We start from the raw sequence: 20465 nt of genomic DNA on the forward strand, positions 1-20465 counted from the left end.
CGCGCATGCCTGCGGATTTGAATGATTATTTTAATAAGAAAAATAGCGACAAAAAAGGCGGGAATTTAAATTTTAAAATTCCTAATTTCGGAGGGATGGGCAAGTTTAGCGGCGTGCTTTACGTGATAATCGCGCTAATCGCGCTGCTCGTGATCTCAAAACCCTTCGTCACGATCCAATCCGGCGAAGTGGGGATCAAGTCAAATTTAGGCAAATACGATCCGACGCCTCTTGGCGCGGGACTTCACTTTTTCGTGCCGTTCATACAAGACGTATTCGTCGTAGATACTCGCACACGTATCATAAACTATACCAGCAGCGAAGATATGAGCGCGGGTATCGCTACTAAAAGCGGCACCGCGGGCGGCATCATTAGTAAAAACTCGCTTTCGGTGCTAGACTCGCGAAATTTGCCCGTCAGCATCGACATCACCGTGCAATACAGGCTCAATGAAGCCACGGCGCCCAACACGATCGCCGAGTGGGGCTTTTTATGGGAGGATAAGATCATCGATCCGCGCGTAAAGGACGTCGTGCGTAGCGTCATCGGCAACTATGCCGCCGAAGAGCTGCCTACCAAACGCGACGAGATCGCTAGAGCTATCGACGACGGCATCCGCAAAAATATCGAAGCACTGCCGAATTCGCCAGTGGATCTGCTAGCCGTGCAGCTTCGCGAGATCATCCTGCCGGCGAAGGTAAAGGAGCAGATCGAGCGCGTACAGATCGCCAAACAGGAGGCTGAGCGCACCAAATACGAGGTCGAGCGCGCAAATCAAGAGGCACTTAAAAAGGCTGCTCTTGCCAAAGGTAACGCAGACGCCGTCAAAATCGAGGCTCAAGGTCGCGCCGATGCCGCCAAGATCGAAGCCGACGCGCAAGCCTACGCCAACAAAGAGATCGCAAAGAGCTTGGATGCAAATCTTTTAAGCCTTAAGCAGATCGAGACGCAGGCTAAATTTAACGAGGCGTTGCGCGAAAACGGCGACGCGAAAATTTTCCTAACGCCGGGCGGCGCGGTGCCTAATATCTGGGTCGATACGAAAGATAAGGCGAAGCAAAGCGCCATCGAGCGGGAAAATTAAAATTTCAGGCGGTTATACGCCCGGATTTCGCGAGATAAATTTAATAGCGAATTGCTCCGGGCGCATAAGCTTAACTCGCGATTTCGCAAGTTAATCTTAGCGGCGAACTCGAAAGCTCGTGACGAGTAGAACTCGCGCTCGTCGCGGCTTAAGCCTAGCGGTCGCTTAAAATTTAGCCGCCAGGTTTACTCTTTAAATTTACAAGGCTCACCGCTTCGTAAATTTTATAACTCAAATTCCGCGTGCGGCGGCTAAATTTAAGGCGCTCGACTTCGCAAATTAAGGATCAAAGATGAAGGTAGATTGGCAAAAACTGGGCGGACTACTCCCCGTGATCGCGCAGGACGCGGGCGACGGCGCGGTTTTAATGCTCGCGTATATGAACGAAGAGGCGCTAAGCCTGACGCTGCAAACGGGCTACGCGCACTACTTTTCGCGCAGCAAGGGGCGCATCTGGAAAAAGGGGGAAGAGAGCGGTCACGTTCAGCTCGTAAAATCCGCCTTTTTGGACTGCGACAACGACGCGCTGCTGCTTAAAGTCGAGCAATGCGGCGGATCCGCCTGCCACACGGGCGCACGAAGCTGTTTTTTCAAAGAGATTTCGCTGCAAAAAGACGATGAAAATTTCGAGAGTTTGAACGCTTGCGGCGCGATAAATTTCGCAGAGCACGGCTCTGCAGCCTCTCTCGCGCAGAAAAATTCCGCGAATTCCCGCGCAGGGCAAAATTTCGCTTCCTGCGACGGCTCGCAAAATTTAGCGCCCAAAAATTCTACCGATTCCTGCGGTAAGCAAAATTCTGTAATGCAAAGCCCCACTGCAACGAATTCCGCGTTCACAAATTCCGCCGCAGAGCGCAGCGAGCAAAATTTATACGCCTCCTTGCAAAATTCCACGCTCGAAAACTCCGCAGAAAAAAACCCGTACGGCATTTTGGACGAAATTTATCACGTCTGCTTGGATCGCAAGCTAAACGGCGAGTCCGCGCTCTCCTACGTCGCCTCGCTCTACGCGAAGGGCGAAAACGCCTATCTCAAAAAGATCGCCGAGGAGGCGTGCGAGTTTGCGCTGGCGTGCAAGGATCTGTCGCGCAGCGAGCTTTACGCAGACGTCGCGCGCGAGGGCTTCGGCGAGCATAAAGCGGGAGAGCCGCGATACGACGTGATTTACGAGGGAGCCGATCTTTTATTTCACCTTCTGCTGGCACTTGCGGCGCACAATATCCACCCGGACGCCCTACTTGACGAGCTAGCACGCAGGCAAGGGCAAAGCGGCATCGAAGAAAAGCGGCGTCGCGAAAAATGATGCGTAAAATTTAATTGCGAAGGCGCCATGCCCGCTCGCCCGCCTTGCGCGGCGAGCTAAATTTAAAAAACGTTGCCGAAATTCTACGCCGAATTTCAACGACGAAAGTATATTTCAACCTCGCTATTGCCGCAAAATTTAATCGCGCTGCACGAGCAAATCTGCGCGTAAATTTCAGCGCCTTGCGCAGATCGTAAAATTTCACTAAAATTTTAAAATCAAATTTAAGGGAGAAGCGATGAAACCGATCACGATGCAGGAGGCTTTGGACGCGGTTGGCGAGCGCTACTGCAAAGGCCATCACTACGAAAGCGTAGCACTCACCGATGAGATGGTGCGCCGCATCTGCGAGGTAAAAAGCCTCGTAAATATGGGCTTTATAGCTACAGCAATTACGGATGCGGCACTACAGCATATAGCCACGCTGCCGAAGCTTGCGTATCTATTTTTGCAAGATAGCGATAAGATAAGCGGCAAGGGGTTTAGATATTTTGCGGGGCACGCTAAGATTGAGCACATCGGTATAGAAAATGTCAGCATCACGGATGAGGGGCTAAAAGCGATCGTGCAAATCCCAAAGCTAAAATCGCTGCGCCTGGTCAATTCACGCGTGAGCTTTGCAGGGCTATTAGCTGCGGCGGATACCAAAATCCAGTTTTATCTAGACGGCGGGCGCTTTAGCAAAGAGCAGATCGCGGAATTCGAGCAGGCGCAAAGAGACGCCGCAAAGAGCAAAAAGAAGCTTGATCCAGATGACCTGGCGGCGGCGCGGAGTGTGCTTTTAGAATTTTTCGCGGCGATGAGCGAGTGGGAGAAATTTGCCACATCGCGAATCGATGATCTGGACGACGGCGAGGTGCAGCGCAGGTGTGAGGAGCTCTTTGCTCGCTACTGCACGCCCGTTAGGCGCAGCGGCTTCCGCCCCAAGGGCATCTCATTTTCGATGATGGAAGGCGGCACCTACGGCGGGTACGAGCTAACGGACGCCGAATGCGAGAGTAAAAATAAAATTTACATCTACGCCAAGGACGAACACGGCTTTGCGCGCCGCTTCCTGCTCGTGCGCAAGGACGGGCGCTGGCTCGTAGATAAGTGCCAAGGTATGGACGGCAAAAACCGCGGGCTGTAAAATTTGAGCGCGAAATGGAGCTCAAATTTCATTCTCGGCGCGATCACAGAGATAAAATTTAGCCTGCCGCGGGCACTGTGATAAAATTTCATCGGCGCTGCGAAACAAAAACAAAGAGGGCAAATGAGCGATAAAATTTCTGCGTACGACGCGCACGGCGATTAAAGAAAGGTGCGAATGAAAAGGCGAATTTTCTCCGAGCTGGGCGGCTTCGTGATAAAGGGTCCTCGCGCTGCTCGCGCGCTATCTGGATGAGCACGGGCTTGCGAACGGGGATGTTCTTGCCTATTTTACGCAGACCGAGCACGGGAGTGCGGTCACAGAAGAGGGTATCGCCGTGCCGATATTTGGCGTTCGCAGCGATTATTACGATTTTGCGGTTACCGTGGGCGAGGCGGATGGGGAGATATTCGCACAAAACGAAGCGAAAATCATCTCTCGCGGCTGGGTCTTTCACTCATCAGGCACGCTAAAGATCGCAGGCATCGGCTATTTTAAAGATATGAGCTGCATTAGCGAGCAAAACAGCCTGAGTTTTCGCGTAAAGCGCGGTCGGTACCGCTTGGAAATTTTAGGCGGATACCGAGGCACAAATTTTAGCGGCTCGCCCGCCTCCTGCGACGATACGCCTATTTTAAGCGATACGCCCGTTTTTCATCTGCGGCTTACGCCCTCTGCCGAGCCTAAATTTAGCGGCGATTTGGAAACGTCATTTTATTTTTAACAGAATTGATAAAATTTCACGTAAAATTTCTCTTTTTATGCGCAGCGGGTAGGCAAAATTTTATAAATTTAGCCGCATTTAGTCGCTGCGCCGAGCAAAATGCTATAATCGGCGCCAAATTACGGGAAGCGAGATGATTTTTGACGAACTTATGGATGCGCTGGCGCAAAACGGTTAGCAGATACGGCGCAGGGATGAAATTTGCCCGCCGCAGGGCGAATTTTTGGGCGGTAGATTTAAAAATTTAAGCGAAGATTTTTACCGCTTCGTTTGCTCTTTTGAGACTTTGCATGACGCTGCGGACGCCGTTTGGTTCGTGTCTGCCAGAGATTATGCATCGTCTGGCGCGGAACCGATCTATGAGGATACCCTGGTCATCGCGCAAAGCTTCGAGGAGTTTATCGCCTTATTCCTTGCCGCACTCACGGACAAAAACGCCGCAAAATATCCGTTTTCTTGCTTTGTGTAGCGGCTCGCGATGTCGACAAAGCTGCCGGGTGCGGGTAAATTTTAGTCTCGCGCAAAATATGCGCCGCGGATCATATCGGAGAGTAAAATTTCGCCCGATGTTTAGAGCAAAGCGCGAAAAAAAACGGCGCCGCAAATTATACGAGCTACAAAAGCTCCGCCCGATGATTTGCAATAAAATTTTGAGTTTAAATTTTACGCGCTTAGGCCAAAGGCTTTGGCGTCGCCGAGCAAGCCTCAGCCGCAGAAATTTTGATCTAAAATTTGAGCAGCCCATCCTCGTCAAATTTGAAACCGGGCCCCCAAGCCACCTCCCAGTAGTATCCGTCCGGATCGGCAAAATACGCGTGGTATCCGCCCCAAAACGTATCTTGGGGCTCCTTGACGATAGTTCCGCCCGCCTTTTTTACTAGCTCTATGACGCTAGCTACGTCCTCTTTGTTTTTTACGTTATACGCTAGCGTGATGCCGCCAAATCCGCTGCCTCTGGGCGGATCGTTTTCGCTGATATCTCGCGCCAGCGCACCCAAGGGATAGAGCTCAAATTTGGTTCCCGGCGTATTAAAAAAGCATACCGGCGGGTCGTCGTCTTTGCAATCCGTCTTAAATCCCAGTCCGTCTCTGTAAAATTTTAGCGCCCTTTGCATGCTTCGCACACCTAGGCAGATGCAGGTTATTTTATTCATTTTTGCCTCCATAAATTTTAACGTATCTATTTTCGTTTCTTGTGCCGTATTCAGGCCTGCGCTCAAACAAGCCGTCGCCGCGATAGCCAAGCGCGCCGTCCGAGCTTTTTAATCGCCGATCATTAAAATTTTAAAATTTCGCCTCCAAGCTCGGCGTTAAATTTCAAAATTTAAGCCGCCTTTATCTAGCCCGCAAGCTAGCTCAAAGTCCGTTCCTCACGGCTCAAACGAGCAGGCTTTTAGGTTTCCGCCCGCTAAGCCCTTTTTAAACCACTCTTTGCGCTGCGCCGAGGTGCCATGCGTGAAAGAATCGGGCACGACGCGACCGCTAAATTTGCGCTGCAACGTATCGTCGCCAATCGCGCTGGCGGCATTTAGCGCCTCGTCGATGTCGCCCGCCTCCAACACGCGCCCTGTTTTTGCGAGATAATGCGCCCAGACCCCAGCGTAGCAGTCCGCCTGTAGCTCGACTTTGACCTGAAGCGCGTTTTGCTCGGCTTCGCTGCGAGCGCGCTTTTTAAGAGCATTGATCTGTTCTAGCGTGCCGATTAAATTTTGAACGTGATGCCCCACTTCGTGCGCGATGACGTAGGCCTGCGCGAAGTCGCCACCCGCTTTGTATTTATTCGCAAGCTCGTCGAAAAAGCTAAGATCGAGATAAATTTTACGGTCCCTCGGGCAATAAAAAGGTCCCGTCTGCGCGCTTGCAAAGCCGCAGCCGCTTGCAATTTGATCGCGAAAGAGCCGCAAGCCGGGCTCCTCGTAGCGCGCGCCCGCACTTTTAAATATCTCGCCCCAGACGTCCTCGGTTTGGGCCAGCACCGCCGAGACGAAGGCGAGCTTTTCTTGCTCCTGCGGGCTATCGGTCGGCTCTCTTTGCGTACTGGCGCCTCCGTCTAAAAGCGCCAAAGGGTTGTAGCCCATAAAATACGCTACGACGCCGATTACGAGCACTATGCGCCCGATCTTTGAGCCGAGCAAAAATCTGATGATCGGAATGAGCATCCCAAGCGAGCCCGAGCTCGTGCGCATGCTGCTTGCGCGGTCATCCTCCACGTTTGAGCTTCGTCTGCCGTCTTGCCATTTCATGTTTTTCCTTTAAAATTTTTGAGCCATTATACTAAAATTTTAAAAAGAGCACCGCCTTGCTTTTGCAAAATAGTGCGCGTGTGGCGAAATAAATCTGAAATTTTGCTTATTTTAAATTTCTTTTAAGCTGTTTAAAATTTTAAATTCTATATAATCGCCCTTTTTAAATTTAAAAGAAAGGAGAATTTGTGGCAAAAGACGACGTCATAGAGATCGACGGCAACGTCATAGAAGCGCTGCCGAACGCGACTTTTAAGGTCGAGCTAGACAACAAACACGTGATTTTATGTCATATCGCTGGCAAGATGCGAATGCACTACATCAAGATAATGCCGGGCGATCGCGTAAAAGTTGAGCTGACCCCTTACAGCCTCGATAAAGGCAGGATCACCTACCGCTATAAGTAAGGATAAAGTTAAATTTAGATATACTCGCGATTTTGCGACTAAACTGTAGGAAGAAGTGTTTTCAAAATCCCCACTATTTTGAAAACAGTTGGTTTGATACTTTCGCTTTTGAAATTTCATTAAACCTAGGTGCAGTTTGCATTTAAAGTGGAGAAAATTTTAGGAGAGTGGAATGAAAGTTCGTCCATCCGTTAAGAAAATGTGCGACAAATGTAAAATTGTCAAGCGCAAAGGTGTTGTTCACGTTATTTGTGAAAATCCAAAACATAAACAAAGACAAGGATAAGTTATGGCTCGTATCGCAGGTGTAGATCTACCAAAGAAAAAAAGGATTGAATACGGACTAACTTATATCTACGGTATAGGTTTATTTACGTCGAGAAAAATTCTCGATGCGGCAGGAATTTCTTACGATAAAAGAGTCGCTGATCTGAGCGAAGATGAAGCCGCCGCTATCAGAAAAGAGATCCAAGAGCACTATATGGTCGAAGGCGATCTTCGCAAACAAGTGGCTATGGATATAAAAGCGCTTATGGACTTGGGCGGCTATCGCGGCTTAAGACACAGAAAGGGCCTTCCTGTTCGCGGTCAAAAAACAAAAACGAACGCCAGAACCAGAAAAGGCAAACGCAAAACCGTCGGCGCGGCAGCTAAATAAGGATTGAGATATGGCACAAAAAAAAGTAGTTAAGAAAAAAACCGTCAGAAAAAATATCGCCAAAGGCATAGTTTACATCTCCGCTACGTTTAACAACACTATGATTACCGTAACGGACGAGATGGGCAACGCAATCGCGTGGAGCAGTGCGGGCGCTTTAAATTTTAAAGGCAGCAAAAAATCCACCCCTTATGCGGCGCAGCAAGCCGTCGAGGACGCGCTAAACAAAGCCAAAGAGCACGGCATCAAAGAGGTAGGCGTCAAGGTTCAAGGTCCGGGAAGCGGACGCGAGACCGCCGTTAAAAGCGTAGGTAGCGTAGAAGGGATCAAAGTTACATATTTCAAAGATATCACTCCTCTTGCGCACAACGGTTGCAGACCGCCTAAACGACGTCGCGTGTAATTATAAAAGGAGAAATTTATGGCTAGATATACAGGACCGGTTGAAAAATTAGAAAGAAGGCTCGGCGTCGATCTATTTATGAAAGGCGAAAGAAGGCTTGCGGGCAAGAGCGCGCTTTTAAAACGCCCTTACGCTCCGGGTCAGCACGGACAAAGACGCGCCAAACTAAGCGAATACGGCTCACAGCTTCGCGAGAAACAAAAGGCTAAATTTATGTACGGCGTAAGCGAGAAGCAGTTCCGCAGACTATTTGCAGAAGCGGCTCGCAGAGAGGGTAACACCGGAGCGATCTTGGTTCAGCTTTTAGAGCAGAGGCTAGATAACGTCGTTTACCGCATGGGATTTGCCACGACTAGACGCTTCGCGCGCCAGCTCGTTACGCACGGACACATTTTAGTAGACGGCAAGCGCGTCGATATCCCTTCATACAGCGTCCGCGCAGGACAAAAGATCGAAGTGATCGAAAAGAGCAAAAATAACCCGCAAATTTCAAGAGCGCTGGATCTTACTGCACAGACCGGCATCGTAGCGTGGGTAGACGTAGAAAAAGAGAAAAGATACGGAATTTTTTCTAGAGTTCCGGAGAGAGAAGAAGTTGTTATTCCTGTAGAGGAAAGATTTATCGTAGAGCTTTACTCGAAATAGTAGGTGCTAATATGAGAAAAATCACAACATCAGCTCATATGCCAACTGAAATAAAGGTTGAGAATGTCAGCGAAAATGTTGCTAAAATCATAGCATATCCCTTTGAAACGGGATATGCCGTCACTCTAGCTCATCCTTTACGAAGGTTACTTTATACGAGCACGGTCGGTTTTGCGCCGACTGCGGTTAAAATCGAAGGCGTAAGCCACGAATTCGACAGCATGCGCGGTATGCTCGAGGATATGGCGGCTTTTATCATAAATTTAAAAGGCTTAAGGTTTAAAATCAAAGGCGATTCCCTACGCGAGGTCGTAGAATACAGCTTTAAAGGGCCTAAAGAAATTTACGGCAGCGACCTAAATAACGACGCCGTAGAGATCGTAAATCCAAGCGCTTATCTGGCTACGATAAACGAGGATGCCGATCTTAAATTTACGCTCATCATCGAAAAGGGTATCGGCTACGTCCCAAGCGAAGAGATCAGAGAAAATTTAGACGCTGATTTCATCGCGTTGGATGCGTTTTTTACCCCGGTAACTAAGGCGGTTTACGACATCGAAAATGTCTTTGTAGAGGATAATCCCGACTACGAAAAGGTGGTCTTTACGATCACTACTGACGGCCAGATCAGCGCGATAGATGCGTTTAAAAACGCACTTGAGGCGATGTATCAGCAGCTGGCGGTTTTCAAAGGTATCGTAAATATCAGCGCTGCGGATACTTTCGGTAGAGCGATCCCCGCAAATTCCGAGTTTGCAAAGCTTTTTGAGAGCGTTAGCAATCTAAGCTTAAGCGCACGAAGCTTCAACTGCCTAGATCGCGCCGATATTAGATTTATCGGCGAGCTAGCGATCATGGAGGAAAGCGAGCTTAAAGACCTTAAAAATTTAGGCAAAAAATCGCTCGAGGAGATCAAGGCCGTTATGGAAGAGATCGGCTATCCTATCGGCAACCAAGAGCTCGGCGAGAAAAAAGAGCAGCTAAAACGCAAGCTTGACGAGCTGAAGGCTCAAAGACAAAAGAATGAAGGATAATAAATGAGACATAATCACGGATATAGGAAGCTAGGGCGTACTTCGTCTCACCGTGCCGCCCTGCTTAAAAATTTAACCATCGCTTTAGTTACTAGCGGCAAGATTGAAACCACACTTCCTAAGGCAAAAGAGCTAAGAAGCTACGCCGAGAAGCTGATCACTCGCGCGCGTAAGGGCGACAGCGAGGCGCATAGATTTGTTTTCGCGGCGCTTCAGGATAAGGCTGCGACAAATAAGCTAGTCACCGAGATCGCTCCAAAATACGCAGGCGTAAACGGCGGCTACACTCGCATCATCAAAACCCGCCTCCGCAAGGGCGACGCCGCAGAGATGGCTTATATCGAGCTAATCAGCAAATAAAATTTCGGGATCACTCCCGAAATTTCTTCTATGAAATTTAAAATTTTACTTCCGCTTGTTATCGTCGCTGCGGGCCTAGCGTGGGCATTGGACAATTATCTTAGCTACAAAAATATCGAAACGATCAACTCCGAAATTCCGCTAAAGCAAGCATTGGGCGGCGAGCAAATCTCTAAAATCCGCGTCTATAAATCCAAACGAATTCTTGAAATTTTAACCTCAAGAGGCATCGCGAAAAGCTACAAAATCGCCCTCGGACGCGAGCCTAAAGGGCATAAAGAAGTTCAAGGCGACGGCAAAACTCCGGAGGGCAACTACACCATAAACGGCAAAAATCCAAACTCGGCGTATCATCTAAATTTAGGCATCTCTTATCCGAACAAAGCTGACGTAGCGCACGCAAAATCCCTCGGCAAGAGCGCAGGCGGCGATATCAAAATCCACGGGCTACCGAACAAATTTAGCTACCTAGGGCAGAGTATCGCGGCGTTCGGCGACTGGACGGAGGGCTGCATAGCGCTCGTCAATGACGATATGGACGAGCTTTTTGAGCACGTAAAAATCGGCACGCCGATAGAAATTTTGCCGTGATTGCACGCGCCTGCGCTAAAATTTCACAGCCGCGATCGATATAAAACGTAGCGTAAATTTTATCTACGAGCTTTAAAATAATGTTTGCCGCCCAATCTTTCATATCCCGCAAAATTTACGATTAAGATCGAAATCTATTTTTTTATAAAAATTTAATCGTATCGGCGCTTGTATAAATTAAATTTAGAGAGTTCCGCTTTAAATTTTACCTACCGCTCAAGCAAAATTTCATCCCAAATTTATAGCGCAAATAGTCTAAATTTAAATATACGCAAGTCCGATAATTTGCATACTTTGCCATTGCGAATCGATAAAATTTTAAAATCGCGGCTAGCCGTTCGCGCCGTATAAAATTCTTTGCGAGCCATTACGCAAAATCCGCGCCCTCGCGCAAAATTTCAGATTAAATTTCATCCCCGATAAGCCTTTTTTTATCGCTTTTGGATATAATGCGCCAAAACTAAAATAAGGAATTTTAATGATACCATTTACAGACGAAGAGCTTCTAGCCCCGGTACAGGATAGCTTGGAGCTAATCCGACCGATGCTGCAAAACGACGGCGGCGATATGAAACTTTTAGGCATAAAAGACGGCATCGTCTATGTCCGCCTTACCGGGCATTGCCACGGCTGCGCCGCAAGTGCGCAGACCCTAAAATACGGCGTCGAGCGCCAGCTTCGCATGGATATTCACCCCGAGCTTAGCGTCGTAAACATCCCCGAAGGCGAAGAGTTTGAACTATAAAAAACTGGGGCTAAAGGCCTTTTCGCGCGGAGAATTCGAGCTTGCGAAGCTGTATTTTTCGCTCGCCTACGAAAAAAGCGGCGAGGAGGAAATTCTATTTTTACTTGAGCTTTGCCAGACCGCGCTGGCAGACCGCGAAGAAGCGCTTATGCTCTTTGATTTTTACAACCTCAGCCCTAAAACTCAAACCTCGGAGCTTTTTAAAATTTTAAACTCCATCAACGAAAAGATCGCGAACGAAGCGGCCTCCGAACCCGGCGCCGAGGACGAGATCGCCGTTATAGCTTATGCCGATTTTATGCGAGCGGTAGGTCAAAGAGGCTTTAAAGACGCCTTCGAATCGATCATTTTTTCCTCTAAAATCGCTATTTCGGACAAAAGCGAGATGATAGAATTTTTAGAAAATTTGATAGAAAACGGCTACTACGAGATGGGGCTTAATTACGTCGAAAGCTCGGCTGCTGCGTACGCAGGCGACGAGCGCTTCGAAGCGCTGATGCAAAAAATCAAAAATCATGAAAATACGACTCGAAAATAGCTTTATCACCGACAACTCCGCCGAGTGCGAGGCGGGCTGCTTTTTTATGCGCACGGACGCGAACGCTAAATTTGAACCCGAAGCGGCGCAAAAAGGCGCGCAGATCATCTCCATCGCGCAAGCAAAGGAGCTTTTAAATATCAATCCGCGCATCAAAATCGTAGGCATCACCGGCACGAACGGCAAGACCACGACCGCAGCAGCGATCTACTCGACGCTGCTGGATCTGGGCTTTAGCTGCGGTTTAAGCGGCACGCGCGGCGCCTTCATAAACGAGCGCAGAATCGACGAGAAGGGGCTTACGACAAGTTCCGTTTTTAAGACGATGAGCTATCTTTATGAAGCCGGCAAGCAGGGCTGCGAGTATTTCGTTATGGAGGTAAGCTCGCATGCGATAGCGCAAAATCGTATCGAGGGGTTAAAATTTGCGCTTAAAATTTTTACGAATTTGAGCCAAGATCATCTCGATTATCACGGCAGCATGCAAGAATACGCCGCGGTCAAGAGCTCGTTTTTCGCAGACGACGCGCCAAAGCTCATAAACGCCGACGATGGGCATATTAAATTTAACCCTGCAAACGCCCTTACCTACGGCATCAAAAACGCCGCGAGCTTCGGCGTAAGCGGATACGGACTAAAGGGCGGCATCGACGCGCTCGTACGCACTCCAAACGGCGACAATGCACAGCTGCAAAGTGATCTGATCGGCGAGTTTAATCTCTACAACCTTACCGCGGCGTTTGCGGCAGTTAAAATTCTGACCAAGCTGCCGAACGAAAAGATCGCAAAAGCCCTGGCAAACTTCGGCGGCGTCGAGGGTCGCGTGCAGATCGTAAATAAAAACCCGCTTGTGATCGTCGATTTCGCCCATACCCCAGACGGCATCGAAAAGGTTCTAAACGCGCTGCGTGCAAGCGGCGAGATCATCGCGGTTTTTGGCGCGGGAGGCGATCGTGACCACGGCAAGCGTCCGAAAATGGGCGCCATCGCCGAGCACTTTGCTAAATTTTGCATCGTCACGAGCGATAATCCGCGTAGCGAGGATCCGGACGGGATCATCGAGCAAATTTGCGCCGGAATGCGCCGAAAGGATAAAATTTTAAAGATAGCGGATCGCAAAGAGGCGATCGCGCGCGCGCTAGATCTTGCCAAAAACGGCGAGATGATCGCTATTTTGGGCAAGGGCGACGAAACCTACCAGGAGATCAAGGGCGTGAAGCACCCCTTCAGCGACAAGCAGGTCGTGAGCGAGCTCGTCGCAGCGCGAGGCGGATCAAATTTAGACTAAATTTAAAGGACGACCGATGAAAATCGAAATTTTATCAAGCAAAATTCACCGCGCGCGCGTGACGGACGCCAACCTAAACTACGTGGGCTCCATTACGATCGGGCCCGAGCTCATCGAGGCTGCAGGGCTTTGCGAGTACCAAAAAGTCGAAATCCTAAACGTCAATAACGGCGAGCGTTTTGCTACATACGTGATCCGCGGCGAGAAAAAGGGCGAGATCTGCCTAAACGGCGCGGCTGCGCGCAAAGTCTGCGTCGGCGACATCGTCATCATCGTGGCTTACGCACAGATGAGCGCCAAAAAAGTAAGAAGCTTCAAGCCTAAAATCGTAAAGGTAAACGAAAAAAACCAAATAACGGAGTAAAGATGTTTGAGGGAATGGATTTTTCAAAAATGGGGCAGATGCTCGATCAGATGCAGGCCAAGGCTAAGCAGATCGAGGAGGAGAATGCGCGCAAGGAATTTACCGTAAAATCGGGCGCGGGCATGGTCGCCATCAGGCTAAACGGCGCGGGCGAGGTGCTAGATCTGAGCATCGACGATAGTCTTTTTAACGACAAAGAGAGCTTGCAGATCCTGCTGATCTCGGCGATAGGCGACGCGATAAAACTCGTCGAAAATGAAAAGAAAGGCGCCGCAGCGTCCATGCTAGGAGGGCTCGGCGGCCTAGGCGATCTGCTCGGCGATAAGGGCTGAGGCGGTTTTACAAACGGGCCCGGTAGTAAATCTGGTGGAGCGGATCGTTTAAATTTAGAAATTCGCGGGCTGGAGCGGTAAATTTAAACATACCGGTCGGATAAAATTTCAAAATTTTATAGTTTTAGAATTTGCGAAGCAACCGATCGGAGAGTTTAAAATTTATAAGAGGCGGTTGCGACGCGTTTCGGTCGTTTTGCCTCTAACAAGCGCAAAAGAAATAAAATTTAACGGCACGCAAAACGCAACCAAATGTCATAAAACGGGCGGCAAAAAGTGCGAGCGCGACAAGCAAAATGAGCGAAAAGTAGATAAACGCGAGAAGTAAAAGCAGCCGAACGAGCGCGCAAAAAGCGGCTCCAAAGCCCAACCATGCGATAGGAATTTGATGGATATTTTAGAAAAATTTAAAGATTACTTGAAGCACAACGAGCTGAAGGCGCCGAGCTTTCATCCGTACTTCGAGGAGGCACTCAATTACATGCTGCAAGCGGGCGGCAAGCACTTTCGCGCGCAGCTGCTGCTAGGCGTCGTCTCGACGGTGGATGAGCGGCGCTTTGAGGGCGCGCTGGCGATCGCGATGGCGCTTGAGATGATCCACACCTACTCGCTCATACACGACGATCTGCCCGCGATGGACGATGCGGATCTGCGTCGCGGGCGGCCGAGCCTGCATAAAAAATACGACGAGGTCACAGCGATTTTGGTGGGCGACGCGCTAAATACCGACGCATTTTTGATCGCCGCGAACGCAAACCTAAGCGACGAAATCAAGATAAAATGCATTAAAACTCTAGCGCGAAACGCAGGCAGCAGCGGCATGGTGCTGGGTCAGGCGATCGATTGCCGTTTTGAAAACAGCCCGTTAAAGCAAAGCGAGCTTGAGTTTTTGCATCTGCACAAAACGGGCGCGCTCATCGCCGCAGCGTTTGAGATAGGCGCCATAATCGGCGGGTTAAAGGATGAGCTCGCGCATGAGCTTTATAAGATCGGGCTGAAGCTAGGTCTCATATTTCAGATCGAGGATGATATCATCGACGCCACGGGCGACGAGGCAAGCGCAGGCAAACCCGTAGGGGCGGACGGCGCGAAAAATTCCTTCGTAAATTTACTAGGTCTTGCGGGTGCTAGAAGCTACAAGCAGCGCCTAATAGACGAGGTAAGCGGCGCGATGAGCGGCTATGATGCGAGCCTACGCGATTTGGTTTTAAATTTGATAGAAAAATACCTGAAAGGATGAAAAATGTCGAGCGAGCAGCTAAGTAAAATTTCAAACACGATCAAATTTCTAAGCGCGGATATGATCCAGAGCGCCAACTCGGGCCATCCAGGCACGCCGATGGGGCTAAGCGACGTAATGAGCGTCTTTATGAGCAAGGTACGCCACAACCCTAAAAATCCCGCGTGGCTGAACCGCGACCGCGTCGTATTCTCGGGCGGACACGCAAGCGCGCTCGTGTATAGTTACCTCTACCTTAGCGGATACGATTTGAGCATGGACGATCTGAAAAGCTTCAGGCGCCTACACTCCAAAACCCCGGGCCACCCGGAGATCACTACCCCGGGCGTCGAGATCGCTACCGGACCGCTCGGACAGGGCGTCGCAAACGCAGTCGGATTTGCGATGGCCGCGAAATACGCCGCGCATCTGCTCAACGAGGAAGGAAACGAGATCATCGATCACCGCGTCTATTGCTTCTGCGGCGACGGCGATTTGCAGGAGGGCATCAGCTACGAAGCGTGCGCGCTTGCGGGCAGACACAACCTCGATAATCTCACGATAATCTATGATTCTAATGGCATCACGATTGACGGTAGCACCGATATCGCGTGGTTTGAGGACGTAAAGGTGCGATTTGAAGCGCAGGGCTTTGAGGTCGCGCGCATCGACGGGCATAATTTCGATCAGATAGAATTCGTCCTTGACGAGGTCAAAAACAAAACAAAACCCTACCTCATCATCGCAAACACCACGATCGGCAAGGGCGCGCTCGAGCTTGAGGGCACGGCCAAAACGCACGGCGCGCCGCTTGGAGAGGAGCTGCTTGCGCGCGCTAAGCAAAGCCTGGGCTTTGATCCAGCCCAAAGCTTCGTCGTAAGCGAGGACGTGCTTTTTGCGACGCGCGCTGCGGTTGAGAGGGGCGATTTGGAGGAGCGGCTTTGGAAGGAGAAGCTTGCGAAGCTAAGCGATGAAAAAAGAGCGCTTTTAAACGAGCTTTTAAATCCCGATTTTAGCAAGATAGAATTTCCCGATTTTAGCGGGCTTAAGGTCGCCACGCGCGATAGCAACGGTAAAATTTTAAATGCCATCGCAAACGCGGTGCCCGGCTTTTTGGGCGGAAGCGCCGATTTAGCGGCGTCGAATAAGACCGAGCTAAAAGGCGGCGGCGACTTTCCGTGTGGCAAAAATTTACACTTCGGCATCCGCGAGCACGCGATGGCGGCGATCGGCAACGCCTTTGCGAGATACGGGCTTTTCATCCCGTTTAGCGCGACGTTTTTTATCTTCAGCGACTATCTCAAAACGGGCGCTCGCCTCGCGGCGCTGATGGGCTTGCGCCACTATTTCGTCTTCACGCACGACAGCATCGGCGTGGGCGAAGACGGGCCGACGCACGAGCCTATCGAGCAGCTTAGCACCTTCCGCGCGATGCCAGACTTCTACACCTTCCGCCCCGCAGACGGCAACGAAAACGTAAAATGCTGGCGCACGGCGCTTGCTCTGAATGCGCCCGCGGCGTTCGTCTGCTCGCGCCAAGGGCTTGAGCCGCTACCTAAGGCGGTTTTGGGCGACGTGCAAAACGGCGCGTATCTGCTAAGGCAAAGCAAAGAGGCGCAAATCACGCTCATCGCAAGCGGCAGCGAGGTCTCGCTCTGCCTAAAAGCGGCGGCGATCCTGCAAGAGCAAGGCATCGGCGCAAACGTTGTCAGCGCGCCGTGCTTCGAGCTTCTGTGCGAGCAGGACGCGGATTATCTGGCGCAAATTCTAGAGCCGCAAACTAAAATTTTAGCCGTCGAAGCCGCAAGCGCGCTTGAGTGGTATAAATTTGCAGACGCGGTACACGGCATGCAAAGCTTTGGCGAGAGCGGCAACGCAAACGAGCTATTTAAGCTTTTCGGCTTCACCGACGTCGCGATCGCAAAAGAAGCAAGGGAGCTTTTAGAACAGTAACGGCAAAGGCGAAATTTGAGCGAAAAAATCAAAATTTCATATTTAGACGGATTTAAAATTTACGGGTTAAAAGCCCGCACGAAAAACGCGGACGAGCTAGGCGGGAGCGGCAAAATTCCCGCGCTGTGGGCGAAATTTATGAAAGAGTGCTATGACGGGCGGAGCGAGATTTACGGCGTCTATTACGATTACGAAGACGGCGCCGACGGGCTTTACGATATCTTTATCGGCACCAAAGCGCCCCGCAGCGACGAAGCCTTGGAGATCAAAAGCGGCAAATACGCCGTTTTTAGTTTCCCAAATGAGCCGCAAAACGTAGCAAAGTTTTGGAGCAAAATTTGGAGCTTTTTTGAGGCCGGCGAACTAAAAAGAGCGTTTGGAACGGATTTTGAGTTTTACGGCGGAGACGAGATCAAAATTTTTATCTCGATTTTGTAGGGCGGCGCATGAAAATTATAAACGGCGAGTGATTTTTCGCCGCCGCGATAAAATTTGCCCGCGAGATGCCAAAATTACTTGCTCGCAAAAGCCGCGCAGAGAGTAAAACGCCGCTGCTTTATAAAATTTCATCCATAAAGCGGTAAAATTCCGTGCCCAAAACTACGCGCACGAAATAAATTTTATGCCAAAAGCCGCGCCGGGTCGTACCTTAAGCCGTAGATTTAAAACGAAATCTAAATTTGCGCCGCTAAATTTCAACCCCCGCCCGCAAAATCAGGCAAAATTTCGCGCGGAATTTCATTTTTAAATCTGTTATTAAGCCATTTTTGGCTTAAATTACATTTTCATTCGGGTAGATGTCCGAGCGGTCGAAGGAGCGCGCCTCGAAAGCGCGTAAGGCGTCAGCCTTCTGGGGTTCGAATCCCTATCTACCCGCCATTCATTCAAATTTCACCCAATATTTTGGAGTTAAGATGAGCAATAAACTCCTTTCGATGAGCCTGCAGGAGCTGTGGCGGCTCTTTCCGATACGTCTCGTGCCGCACGATCCGCGCTGGGGCGAATACTTTAGGCAGGAGCGCGAAATTCTGCGCGGCCTGCTGCAAGATCATGGCGAGATCAAGATCCACCATATCGGCAGCACCGCGGTAAGAGGGATCTGGGCGAAGCCTATCGTGGATATTTTGATCGAGTGCTCGGATATTGCCGCCGCCAAACAGCGCCTGATAGAGGCGGGCTATCTGCTAATGAGCGAAAAGGGGAGCCGCTGCAGCCTAAATAAAGGCTACACCGAAGCGGGATTTGCCGAGCGCGTTTTTCACGTGCATCTGCGAAATTTCGGCGATACGGATGAGATATTTTTTAGAGATTTTTTGCGGGCGAATGCGGATATCGCCGCGCGGTACGAGGCACTTAAATTAGAGCTTTGCAAGCGCTTCGAGTTCGACCGCGACGCCTACACTGCGGCAAAAAGCGAATTTGTGCTTAAGCTTACGCGCATCGCTAAAGAAAATTCAAAATAATCGCGCAAATTTGATCTCTGCGTAGAAGCTCGCTCGCCAAGAGCGATAAAAATGGCTAAATTTTATAAATGATACGGGCGGATAGCGCCGCACCCTGTGAGCTTATTTTTATAAAATTTTGACCGTAATTTCAAATTTAAACGGCACTCACCCAGCTATCGTAGATAAATTTTACAAATCCAGCTAGCGGCAAAGTCGTCCACAAAACGCGCCGTATCATCGCATCAAACTAAGGCTAAGGCTCATTTCCGCGCTTAGGTGCAAATTTAAATTTAAAAGCCTACGCGTCGTTAAATTTTTAGAATTTCACCAAAAACAAACTCATAAACTCGCTAAATTTAAAACGGCGAAAATTTTAAATTCCTCGCCGCTAGCTAGTCGCGCAAATTCCACGCCGAGCGCTTAAATTTAATGATCGCTCTTCAGCCCCGCGCCGCAAAGCGGGATGATACTATCTCCTTGCAGATCATGGCTTTCTTTGTAGCGCAGATATGCCGCGTAGGTAGCTACGGTCGTGTGCTCGACGTAAAATCCGCCGCGCGCAAGAGCCGCTCTGGCAGGCAGTATGTCGCTCTCGCTCGCCAAGATTATCTCGCGCTCGCCAGCGTAGCTAGAGCCGAGAATTTCGACCGCGCGCATCGGTCTTGCGATCGCGATGCCCTCCGCTAGCGTCGGCTGCGGCTCGATCTCGCGCGCCGCACCTTTGGCGTCAAAAAGCGGAGCGCAACGCTCGCCCTGAACGATGAAAATTTTCGGTAGCGCCTCGATAAAGCCGCCCTCATATAGCTCGCCCAGCGCCGCTTGAGCGCCCAGCAGTAGCGTACCGTTGCCCACGGGGATAAAGATATTGCGCGGCACCCTGCCCAGCTGCTCGTAGATCTCATAAACGTAGCTCTTCGTGCCCTCGTAAAAGATCGGATTATAAACGTGGTTGGCGTAATATATCTGCTCCTGCGCAGCCTTTTTGCGGCACGCGTCCGCCGTCTCGTCGCGGCTACCGTCAAATACCGTGACGTGCGCGCCGTGGCTTTTGATCATATCGATCTTTTTGGGCGACGTGCCCTTCGGAACGTAAATTTCACACTCGATGCCCGCACGAGCGCAATATGCCGCCACGGCGTTGCCCGCGTTGCCGCTGGAGTCTTGCAGCACCTTTTTCACGCCGATATTTCTAGCATGCAGCACCAAAACCGCCGCCCCGCGATCTTTGAATGAAAGTGTAGGCATCGCGTAATCGAGCTTGAGGTAAAGTTCTTCGCCGAATTTTACGCTCGCCGTGAGCCCCTCGCCCATCGAAATTTCTCTGAATTTAGCCGTGTCGATACCCATAAACCTGCGGTATCTAAAGATGCTAAACTCGCTTTGATCTACGAGCGCAGGGTTAAATTTAGGCGCATCGGAGTTTAGCTTATACAGCCCGCCGCAGTCGCATTTATAGCGCAAAGTATCGATGGCCGCGTACTTGCCGCATCCCGTGCAGATGAAATCGCTCATTTTCGCTCCTATTTTTTCTCTTTTATTTTTGCGACGGCCTCGATCTCTACGAGACAGCCGAAATGTAGAGCCGTAGTCGGCACCACGACGCGAGCGGGCTTGTGTGCGCCAAAAAACAGCGCGTACTGCTCGTCGATCACATCCCAGTTCTCGACGCCCGGCGTATAGACGCGGCACATTCGCACGTCGTTTTTATCCGCTCCCGCGGCGGCTAGCACTGCCGCGACGTTGCTTAGAGCCTGCGCGGTCTGCTCAGCAAGACCCTCCGCAATGGCTCCCGTGCGCGGATCCACGCTTAGCTGCCCCGAGACGTAGAGCGTACCGTCGTCGTCTAAGATGCCCGGCGCATAATGTGCCTTTTTCGGCGCGAAACCGGTTGGATAAATTTCTTTCATTTAAGCTCCTTTGCATATAAAATTTTATATAATTTTACTTTAAATTTATTAAAAATATATAACTATTTCTATAAATTTACAAAATTTTAAAA

27 protein-coding genes, 1 tRNA gene and 1 pseudogene are annotated in these 20465 nt (G+C 50.1%); 25 read left to right on the forward strand and 4 right to left on the reverse strand.

The window, feature by feature from the left end; translation table 11 throughout:
• The first annotated feature begins 5 nt into the window (after positions 1-5).
• The 6 genes and pseudogenes from Q0101_RS04810 (at position 6) to Q0101_RS04835 (ending at position 4710) form a co-directional block, all read left to right on the forward strand.
• The gene (locus tag Q0101_RS04810) at positions 6-1085 is read left to right on the forward strand and encodes an SPFH domain-containing protein (protein WP_297942860.1); all 1080 of its coding nucleotides are present in this window, start codon (positions 6-8) and stop codon (positions 1083-1085) included.
• A 292-nt stretch (positions 1086-1377) separates the two neighbouring features.
• Positions 1378-1698 (forward strand): annotated as a pseudogene (hisI, locus tag Q0101_RS04815) (phosphoribosyl-AMP cyclohydrolase); the annotation flags it as partial.
• Entirely contained in the window at positions 1690-2388 is a 699-nt protein-coding gene (locus Q0101_RS04820; protein WP_366939402.1) for a phosphoribosyl-ATP diphosphatase, read from the forward strand. The pseudogene hisI and the gene Q0101_RS04820, both read left to right, overlap by 9 nt.
• Before the next feature lie 238 nt (positions 2389-2626).
• Positions 2627-3517, forward strand: a complete 891-nt coding sequence (locus Q0101_RS04825) for an NTF2 fold immunity protein (protein ID WP_297942862.1) — start codon at positions 2627-2629, stop codon at positions 3515-3517.
• A 337-nt stretch (positions 3518-3854) separates the two neighbouring features.
• Positions 3855-4241 carry a hypothetical protein gene (locus Q0101_RS04830; protein WP_297942864.1) on the forward strand — a complete coding sequence of 129 codons (387 nt, stop codon included), beginning with the start codon at positions 3855-3857 and terminating at the stop codon, positions 4239-4241.
• Positions 4242-4464: 223 nt separating this feature from the next.
• On the forward strand, positions 4465-4710 hold the full coding sequence (locus tag Q0101_RS04835) for a hypothetical protein (RefSeq protein WP_297942866.1): 246 nt from the start codon (positions 4465-4467) through the stop codon (positions 4708-4710).
• 256 nt (positions 4711-4966) lie between these two features.
• Here the strand turns inward: Q0101_RS04835 and Q0101_RS04840 are convergent, their stop codons facing one another.
• Together Q0101_RS04840 and Q0101_RS04845 are read right to left on the reverse strand one after the other, a co-directional pair.
• Complete coding sequence (locus Q0101_RS04840) at positions 4967-5395, reverse strand: VOC family protein (protein WP_297942867.1); 429 nt, start codon at positions 5393-5395, stop codon at positions 4967-4969.
• Positions 5396-5611: 216 nt separating this feature from the next.
• A complete protein-coding gene (locus tag Q0101_RS04845; RefSeq protein WP_297942869.1) occupies positions 5612-6484 on the reverse strand; it encodes a neutral zinc metallopeptidase in 873 nt (290 codons plus the stop codon).
• Between the two features lie 188 nt (positions 6485-6672).
• Between Q0101_RS04845 and infA the strand changes: the two genes are divergently transcribed.
• From infA to Q0101_RS04940, 19 genes are all read left to right on the forward strand, one after another.
• Positions 6673-6891: a translation initiation factor IF-1 gene (infA, locus tag Q0101_RS04850; protein ID WP_005869854.1), complete on the forward strand. Its 219-nt coding sequence runs from the start codon at positions 6673-6675 to the stop codon at positions 6889-6891.
• 172 nt (positions 6892-7063) lie between these two features.
• Positions 7064-7177 (forward strand): 50S ribosomal protein L36, encoded by a 114-nt coding sequence (gene rpmJ, locus Q0101_RS04855; RefSeq protein WP_005869855.1) that lies wholly within the window; start codon positions 7064-7066, stop codon positions 7175-7177.
• Between the two features lie 3 nt (positions 7178-7180).
• Positions 7181-7549, forward strand: coding sequence for a 30S ribosomal protein S13 (gene rpsM / locus Q0101_RS04860; RefSeq protein WP_005869856.1), 369 nt, complete (start codon positions 7181-7183; stop codon positions 7547-7549).
• Between the two features lie 10 nt (positions 7550-7559).
• Positions 7560-7952 carry a 30S ribosomal protein S11 gene (gene rpsK / locus Q0101_RS04865; protein WP_177387174.1) on the forward strand — a complete coding sequence of 131 codons (393 nt, stop codon included), beginning with the start codon at positions 7560-7562 and terminating at the stop codon, positions 7950-7952.
• A gap of 18 nt (positions 7953-7970) precedes the next feature.
• Positions 7971-8597 (forward strand): 30S ribosomal protein S4, encoded by a 627-nt coding sequence (rpsD, locus tag Q0101_RS04870; protein ID WP_005869858.1) that lies wholly within the window; start codon positions 7971-7973, stop codon positions 8595-8597.
• Positions 8598-8608: 11 nt separating this feature from the next.
• Positions 8609-9631, forward strand: a complete 1023-nt coding sequence (locus tag Q0101_RS04875; RefSeq protein ID WP_297942871.1) for a DNA-directed RNA polymerase subunit alpha — start codon at positions 8609-8611, stop codon at positions 9629-9631.
• A 3-nt stretch (positions 9632-9634) separates the two neighbouring features.
• Positions 9635-9991 carry a 50S ribosomal protein L17 gene (rplQ, locus tag Q0101_RS04880; RefSeq protein WP_005869862.1) on the forward strand — a complete coding sequence of 119 codons (357 nt, stop codon included), beginning with the start codon at positions 9635-9637 and terminating at the stop codon, positions 9989-9991.
• A 30-nt stretch (positions 9992-10021) separates the two neighbouring features.
• On the forward strand, positions 10022-10582 hold the full coding sequence (locus tag Q0101_RS04885; RefSeq protein ID WP_297942873.1) for a L,D-transpeptidase family protein: 561 nt from the start codon (positions 10022-10024) through the stop codon (positions 10580-10582).
• Between the two features lie 478 nt (positions 10583-11060).
• The gene (locus Q0101_RS04890; protein ID WP_297904275.1) at positions 11061-11327 is read left to right on the forward strand and encodes a NifU family protein; all 267 of its coding nucleotides are present in this window, start codon (positions 11061-11063) and stop codon (positions 11325-11327) included.
• Complete coding sequence (locus Q0101_RS04895; protein WP_297942876.1) at positions 11317-11865, forward strand: histidine kinase; 549 nt, start codon at positions 11317-11319, stop codon at positions 11863-11865. Before Q0101_RS04890 ends, Q0101_RS04895 begins: the two co-directional genes overlap by 11 nt.
• Positions 11843-13153 carry a UDP-N-acetylmuramoyl-L-alanyl-D-glutamate--2,6-diaminopimelate ligase gene (locus Q0101_RS04900; RefSeq protein WP_297942878.1) on the forward strand — a complete coding sequence of 437 codons (1311 nt, stop codon included), beginning with the start codon at positions 11843-11845 and terminating at the stop codon, positions 13151-13153. The genes Q0101_RS04895 and Q0101_RS04900 overlap by 23 nt, the downstream gene beginning before the upstream one ends.
• Positions 13154-13169: 16 nt before the next feature.
• Complete coding sequence (panD, locus tag Q0101_RS04905; protein ID WP_297942879.1) at positions 13170-13517, forward strand: aspartate 1-decarboxylase; 348 nt, start codon at positions 13170-13172, stop codon at positions 13515-13517.
• A 2-nt stretch (positions 13518-13519) separates the two neighbouring features.
• On the forward strand, positions 13520-13849 hold the full coding sequence (locus Q0101_RS04910; RefSeq protein WP_295150617.1) for a YbaB/EbfC family nucleoid-associated protein: 330 nt from the start codon (positions 13520-13522) through the stop codon (positions 13847-13849).
• A 175-nt stretch (positions 13850-14024) separates the two neighbouring features.
• Positions 14025-14177, forward strand: coding sequence for a hypothetical protein (locus Q0101_RS04915; protein WP_297942882.1), 153 nt, complete (start codon positions 14025-14027; stop codon positions 14175-14177).
• Positions 14178-14237: 60 nt separating this feature from the next.
• Entirely contained in the window at positions 14238-15089 is an 852-nt protein-coding gene (locus Q0101_RS04920; protein WP_297942884.1) for a polyprenyl synthetase family protein, read from the forward strand.
• A 3-nt stretch (positions 15090-15092) separates the two neighbouring features.
• The gene (gene tkt, locus Q0101_RS04925; protein WP_297942886.1) at positions 15093-17021 is read left to right on the forward strand and encodes a transketolase; all 1929 of its coding nucleotides are present in this window, start codon (positions 15093-15095) and stop codon (positions 17019-17021) included.
• Between the two features lie 27 nt (positions 17022-17048).
• Positions 17049-17459, forward strand: coding sequence for a GyrI-like domain-containing protein (locus tag Q0101_RS04930; RefSeq protein WP_297942895.1), 411 nt, complete (start codon positions 17049-17051; stop codon positions 17457-17459).
• Positions 17460-17812: 353 nt separating this feature from the next.
• Positions 17813-17900, forward strand: a tRNA-Ser gene (locus tag Q0101_RS04935).
• Between the two features lie 35 nt (positions 17901-17935).
• On the forward strand, positions 17936-18484 hold the full coding sequence (locus Q0101_RS04940) for a GrpB family protein (RefSeq protein ID WP_297942888.1): 549 nt from the start codon (positions 17936-17938) through the stop codon (positions 18482-18484).
• Between the two features lie 408 nt (positions 18485-18892).
• Here Q0101_RS04940 and Q0101_RS04945 read toward each other — a convergent pair whose 3' ends face one another.
• Complete coding sequence (locus Q0101_RS04945; protein WP_297942890.1) at positions 18893-19978, reverse strand: threonine synthase; 1086 nt, start codon at positions 19976-19978, stop codon at positions 18893-18895.
• 8 nt (positions 19979-19986) lie between these two features.
• Entirely contained in the window at positions 19987-20373 is a 387-nt protein-coding gene (locus tag Q0101_RS04950; protein WP_297942892.1) for a RidA family protein, read from the reverse strand.
• Positions 20374-20465 lie beyond the last annotated feature (92 nt).

It is taken from the genome of uncultured Campylobacter sp., from assembly GCF_937921625.1.
GTDB lineage: Bacteria > Campylobacterota > Campylobacteria > Campylobacterales > Campylobacteraceae > Campylobacter_B.

Excerpts from the sequence above, each read along its gene's own strand:
- Q0101_RS04920 (WP_297942884.1), top strand. The coding sequence starts at position 14,238 with ATGGATATTTTAGAAAAATTTAAAGATTACTTGAAGCACAACGAGCTG.
- Q0101_RS04950 (WP_297942892.1), bottom strand. The coding sequence starts at position 20,373 with ATGAAAGAAATTTATCCAACCGGTTTCGCGCCGAAAAAGGCACATTAT.
- Q0101_RS04900 (WP_297942878.1), top strand. The coding sequence starts at position 11,843 with ATGAAAATACGACTCGAAAATAGCTTTATCACCGACAACTCCGCCGAG.
- Q0101_RS04910 (WP_295150617.1), top strand. The coding sequence starts at position 13,520 with ATGTTTGAGGGAATGGATTTTTCAAAAATGGGGCAGATGCTCGATCAG.
- Q0101_RS04945 (WP_297942890.1), bottom strand. The coding sequence starts at position 19,978 with ATGAGCGATTTCATCTGCACGGGATGCGGCAAGTACGCGGCCATCGAT.
- rpmJ (WP_005869855.1), top strand. The coding sequence starts at position 7,064 with ATGAAAGTTCGTCCATCCGTTAAGAAAATGTGCGACAAATGTAAAATT.
- panD (WP_297942879.1), top strand. The coding sequence starts at position 13,170 with ATGAAAATCGAAATTTTATCAAGCAAAATTCACCGCGCGCGCGTGACG.
- rpsK (WP_177387174.1), top strand. The coding sequence starts at position 7,560 with ATGGCACAAAAAAAAGTAGTTAAGAAAAAAACCGTCAGAAAAAATATC.
- Q0101_RS04840 (WP_297942867.1), bottom strand. The coding sequence starts at position 5,395 with ATGAATAAAATAACCTGCATCTGCCTAGGTGTGCGAAGCATGCAAAGG.
- rplQ (WP_005869862.1), top strand. The coding sequence starts at position 9,635 with ATGAGACATAATCACGGATATAGGAAGCTAGGGCGTACTTCGTCTCAC.
- rpsM (WP_005869856.1), top strand. The coding sequence starts at position 7,181 with ATGGCTCGTATCGCAGGTGTAGATCTACCAAAGAAAAAAAGGATTGAA.
- Q0101_RS04875 (WP_297942871.1), top strand. The coding sequence starts at position 8,609 with ATGAGAAAAATCACAACATCAGCTCATATGCCAACTGAAATAAAGGTT.
- Q0101_RS04825 (WP_297942862.1), top strand. The coding sequence starts at position 2,627 with ATGAAACCGATCACGATGCAGGAGGCTTTGGACGCGGTTGGCGAGCGC.
- tkt (WP_297942886.1), top strand. The coding sequence starts at position 15,093 with ATGTCGAGCGAGCAGCTAAGTAAAATTTCAAACACGATCAAATTTCTA.
- Q0101_RS04885 (WP_297942873.1), top strand. The coding sequence starts at position 10,022 with ATGAAATTTAAAATTTTACTTCCGCTTGTTATCGTCGCTGCGGGCCTA.
- Q0101_RS04810 (WP_297942860.1), top strand. The coding sequence starts at position 6 with ATGCCTGCGGATTTGAATGATTATTTTAATAAGAAAAATAGCGACAAA.
- Q0101_RS04940 (WP_297942888.1), top strand. The coding sequence starts at position 17,936 with ATGAGCAATAAACTCCTTTCGATGAGCCTGCAGGAGCTGTGGCGGCTC.
- rpsD (WP_005869858.1), top strand. The coding sequence starts at position 7,971 with ATGGCTAGATATACAGGACCGGTTGAAAAATTAGAAAGAAGGCTCGGC.
- Q0101_RS04845 (WP_297942869.1), bottom strand. The coding sequence starts at position 6,484 with ATGAAATGGCAAGACGGCAGACGAAGCTCAAACGTGGAGGATGACCGC.
- Q0101_RS04890 (WP_297904275.1), top strand. The coding sequence starts at position 11,061 with ATGATACCATTTACAGACGAAGAGCTTCTAGCCCCGGTACAGGATAGC.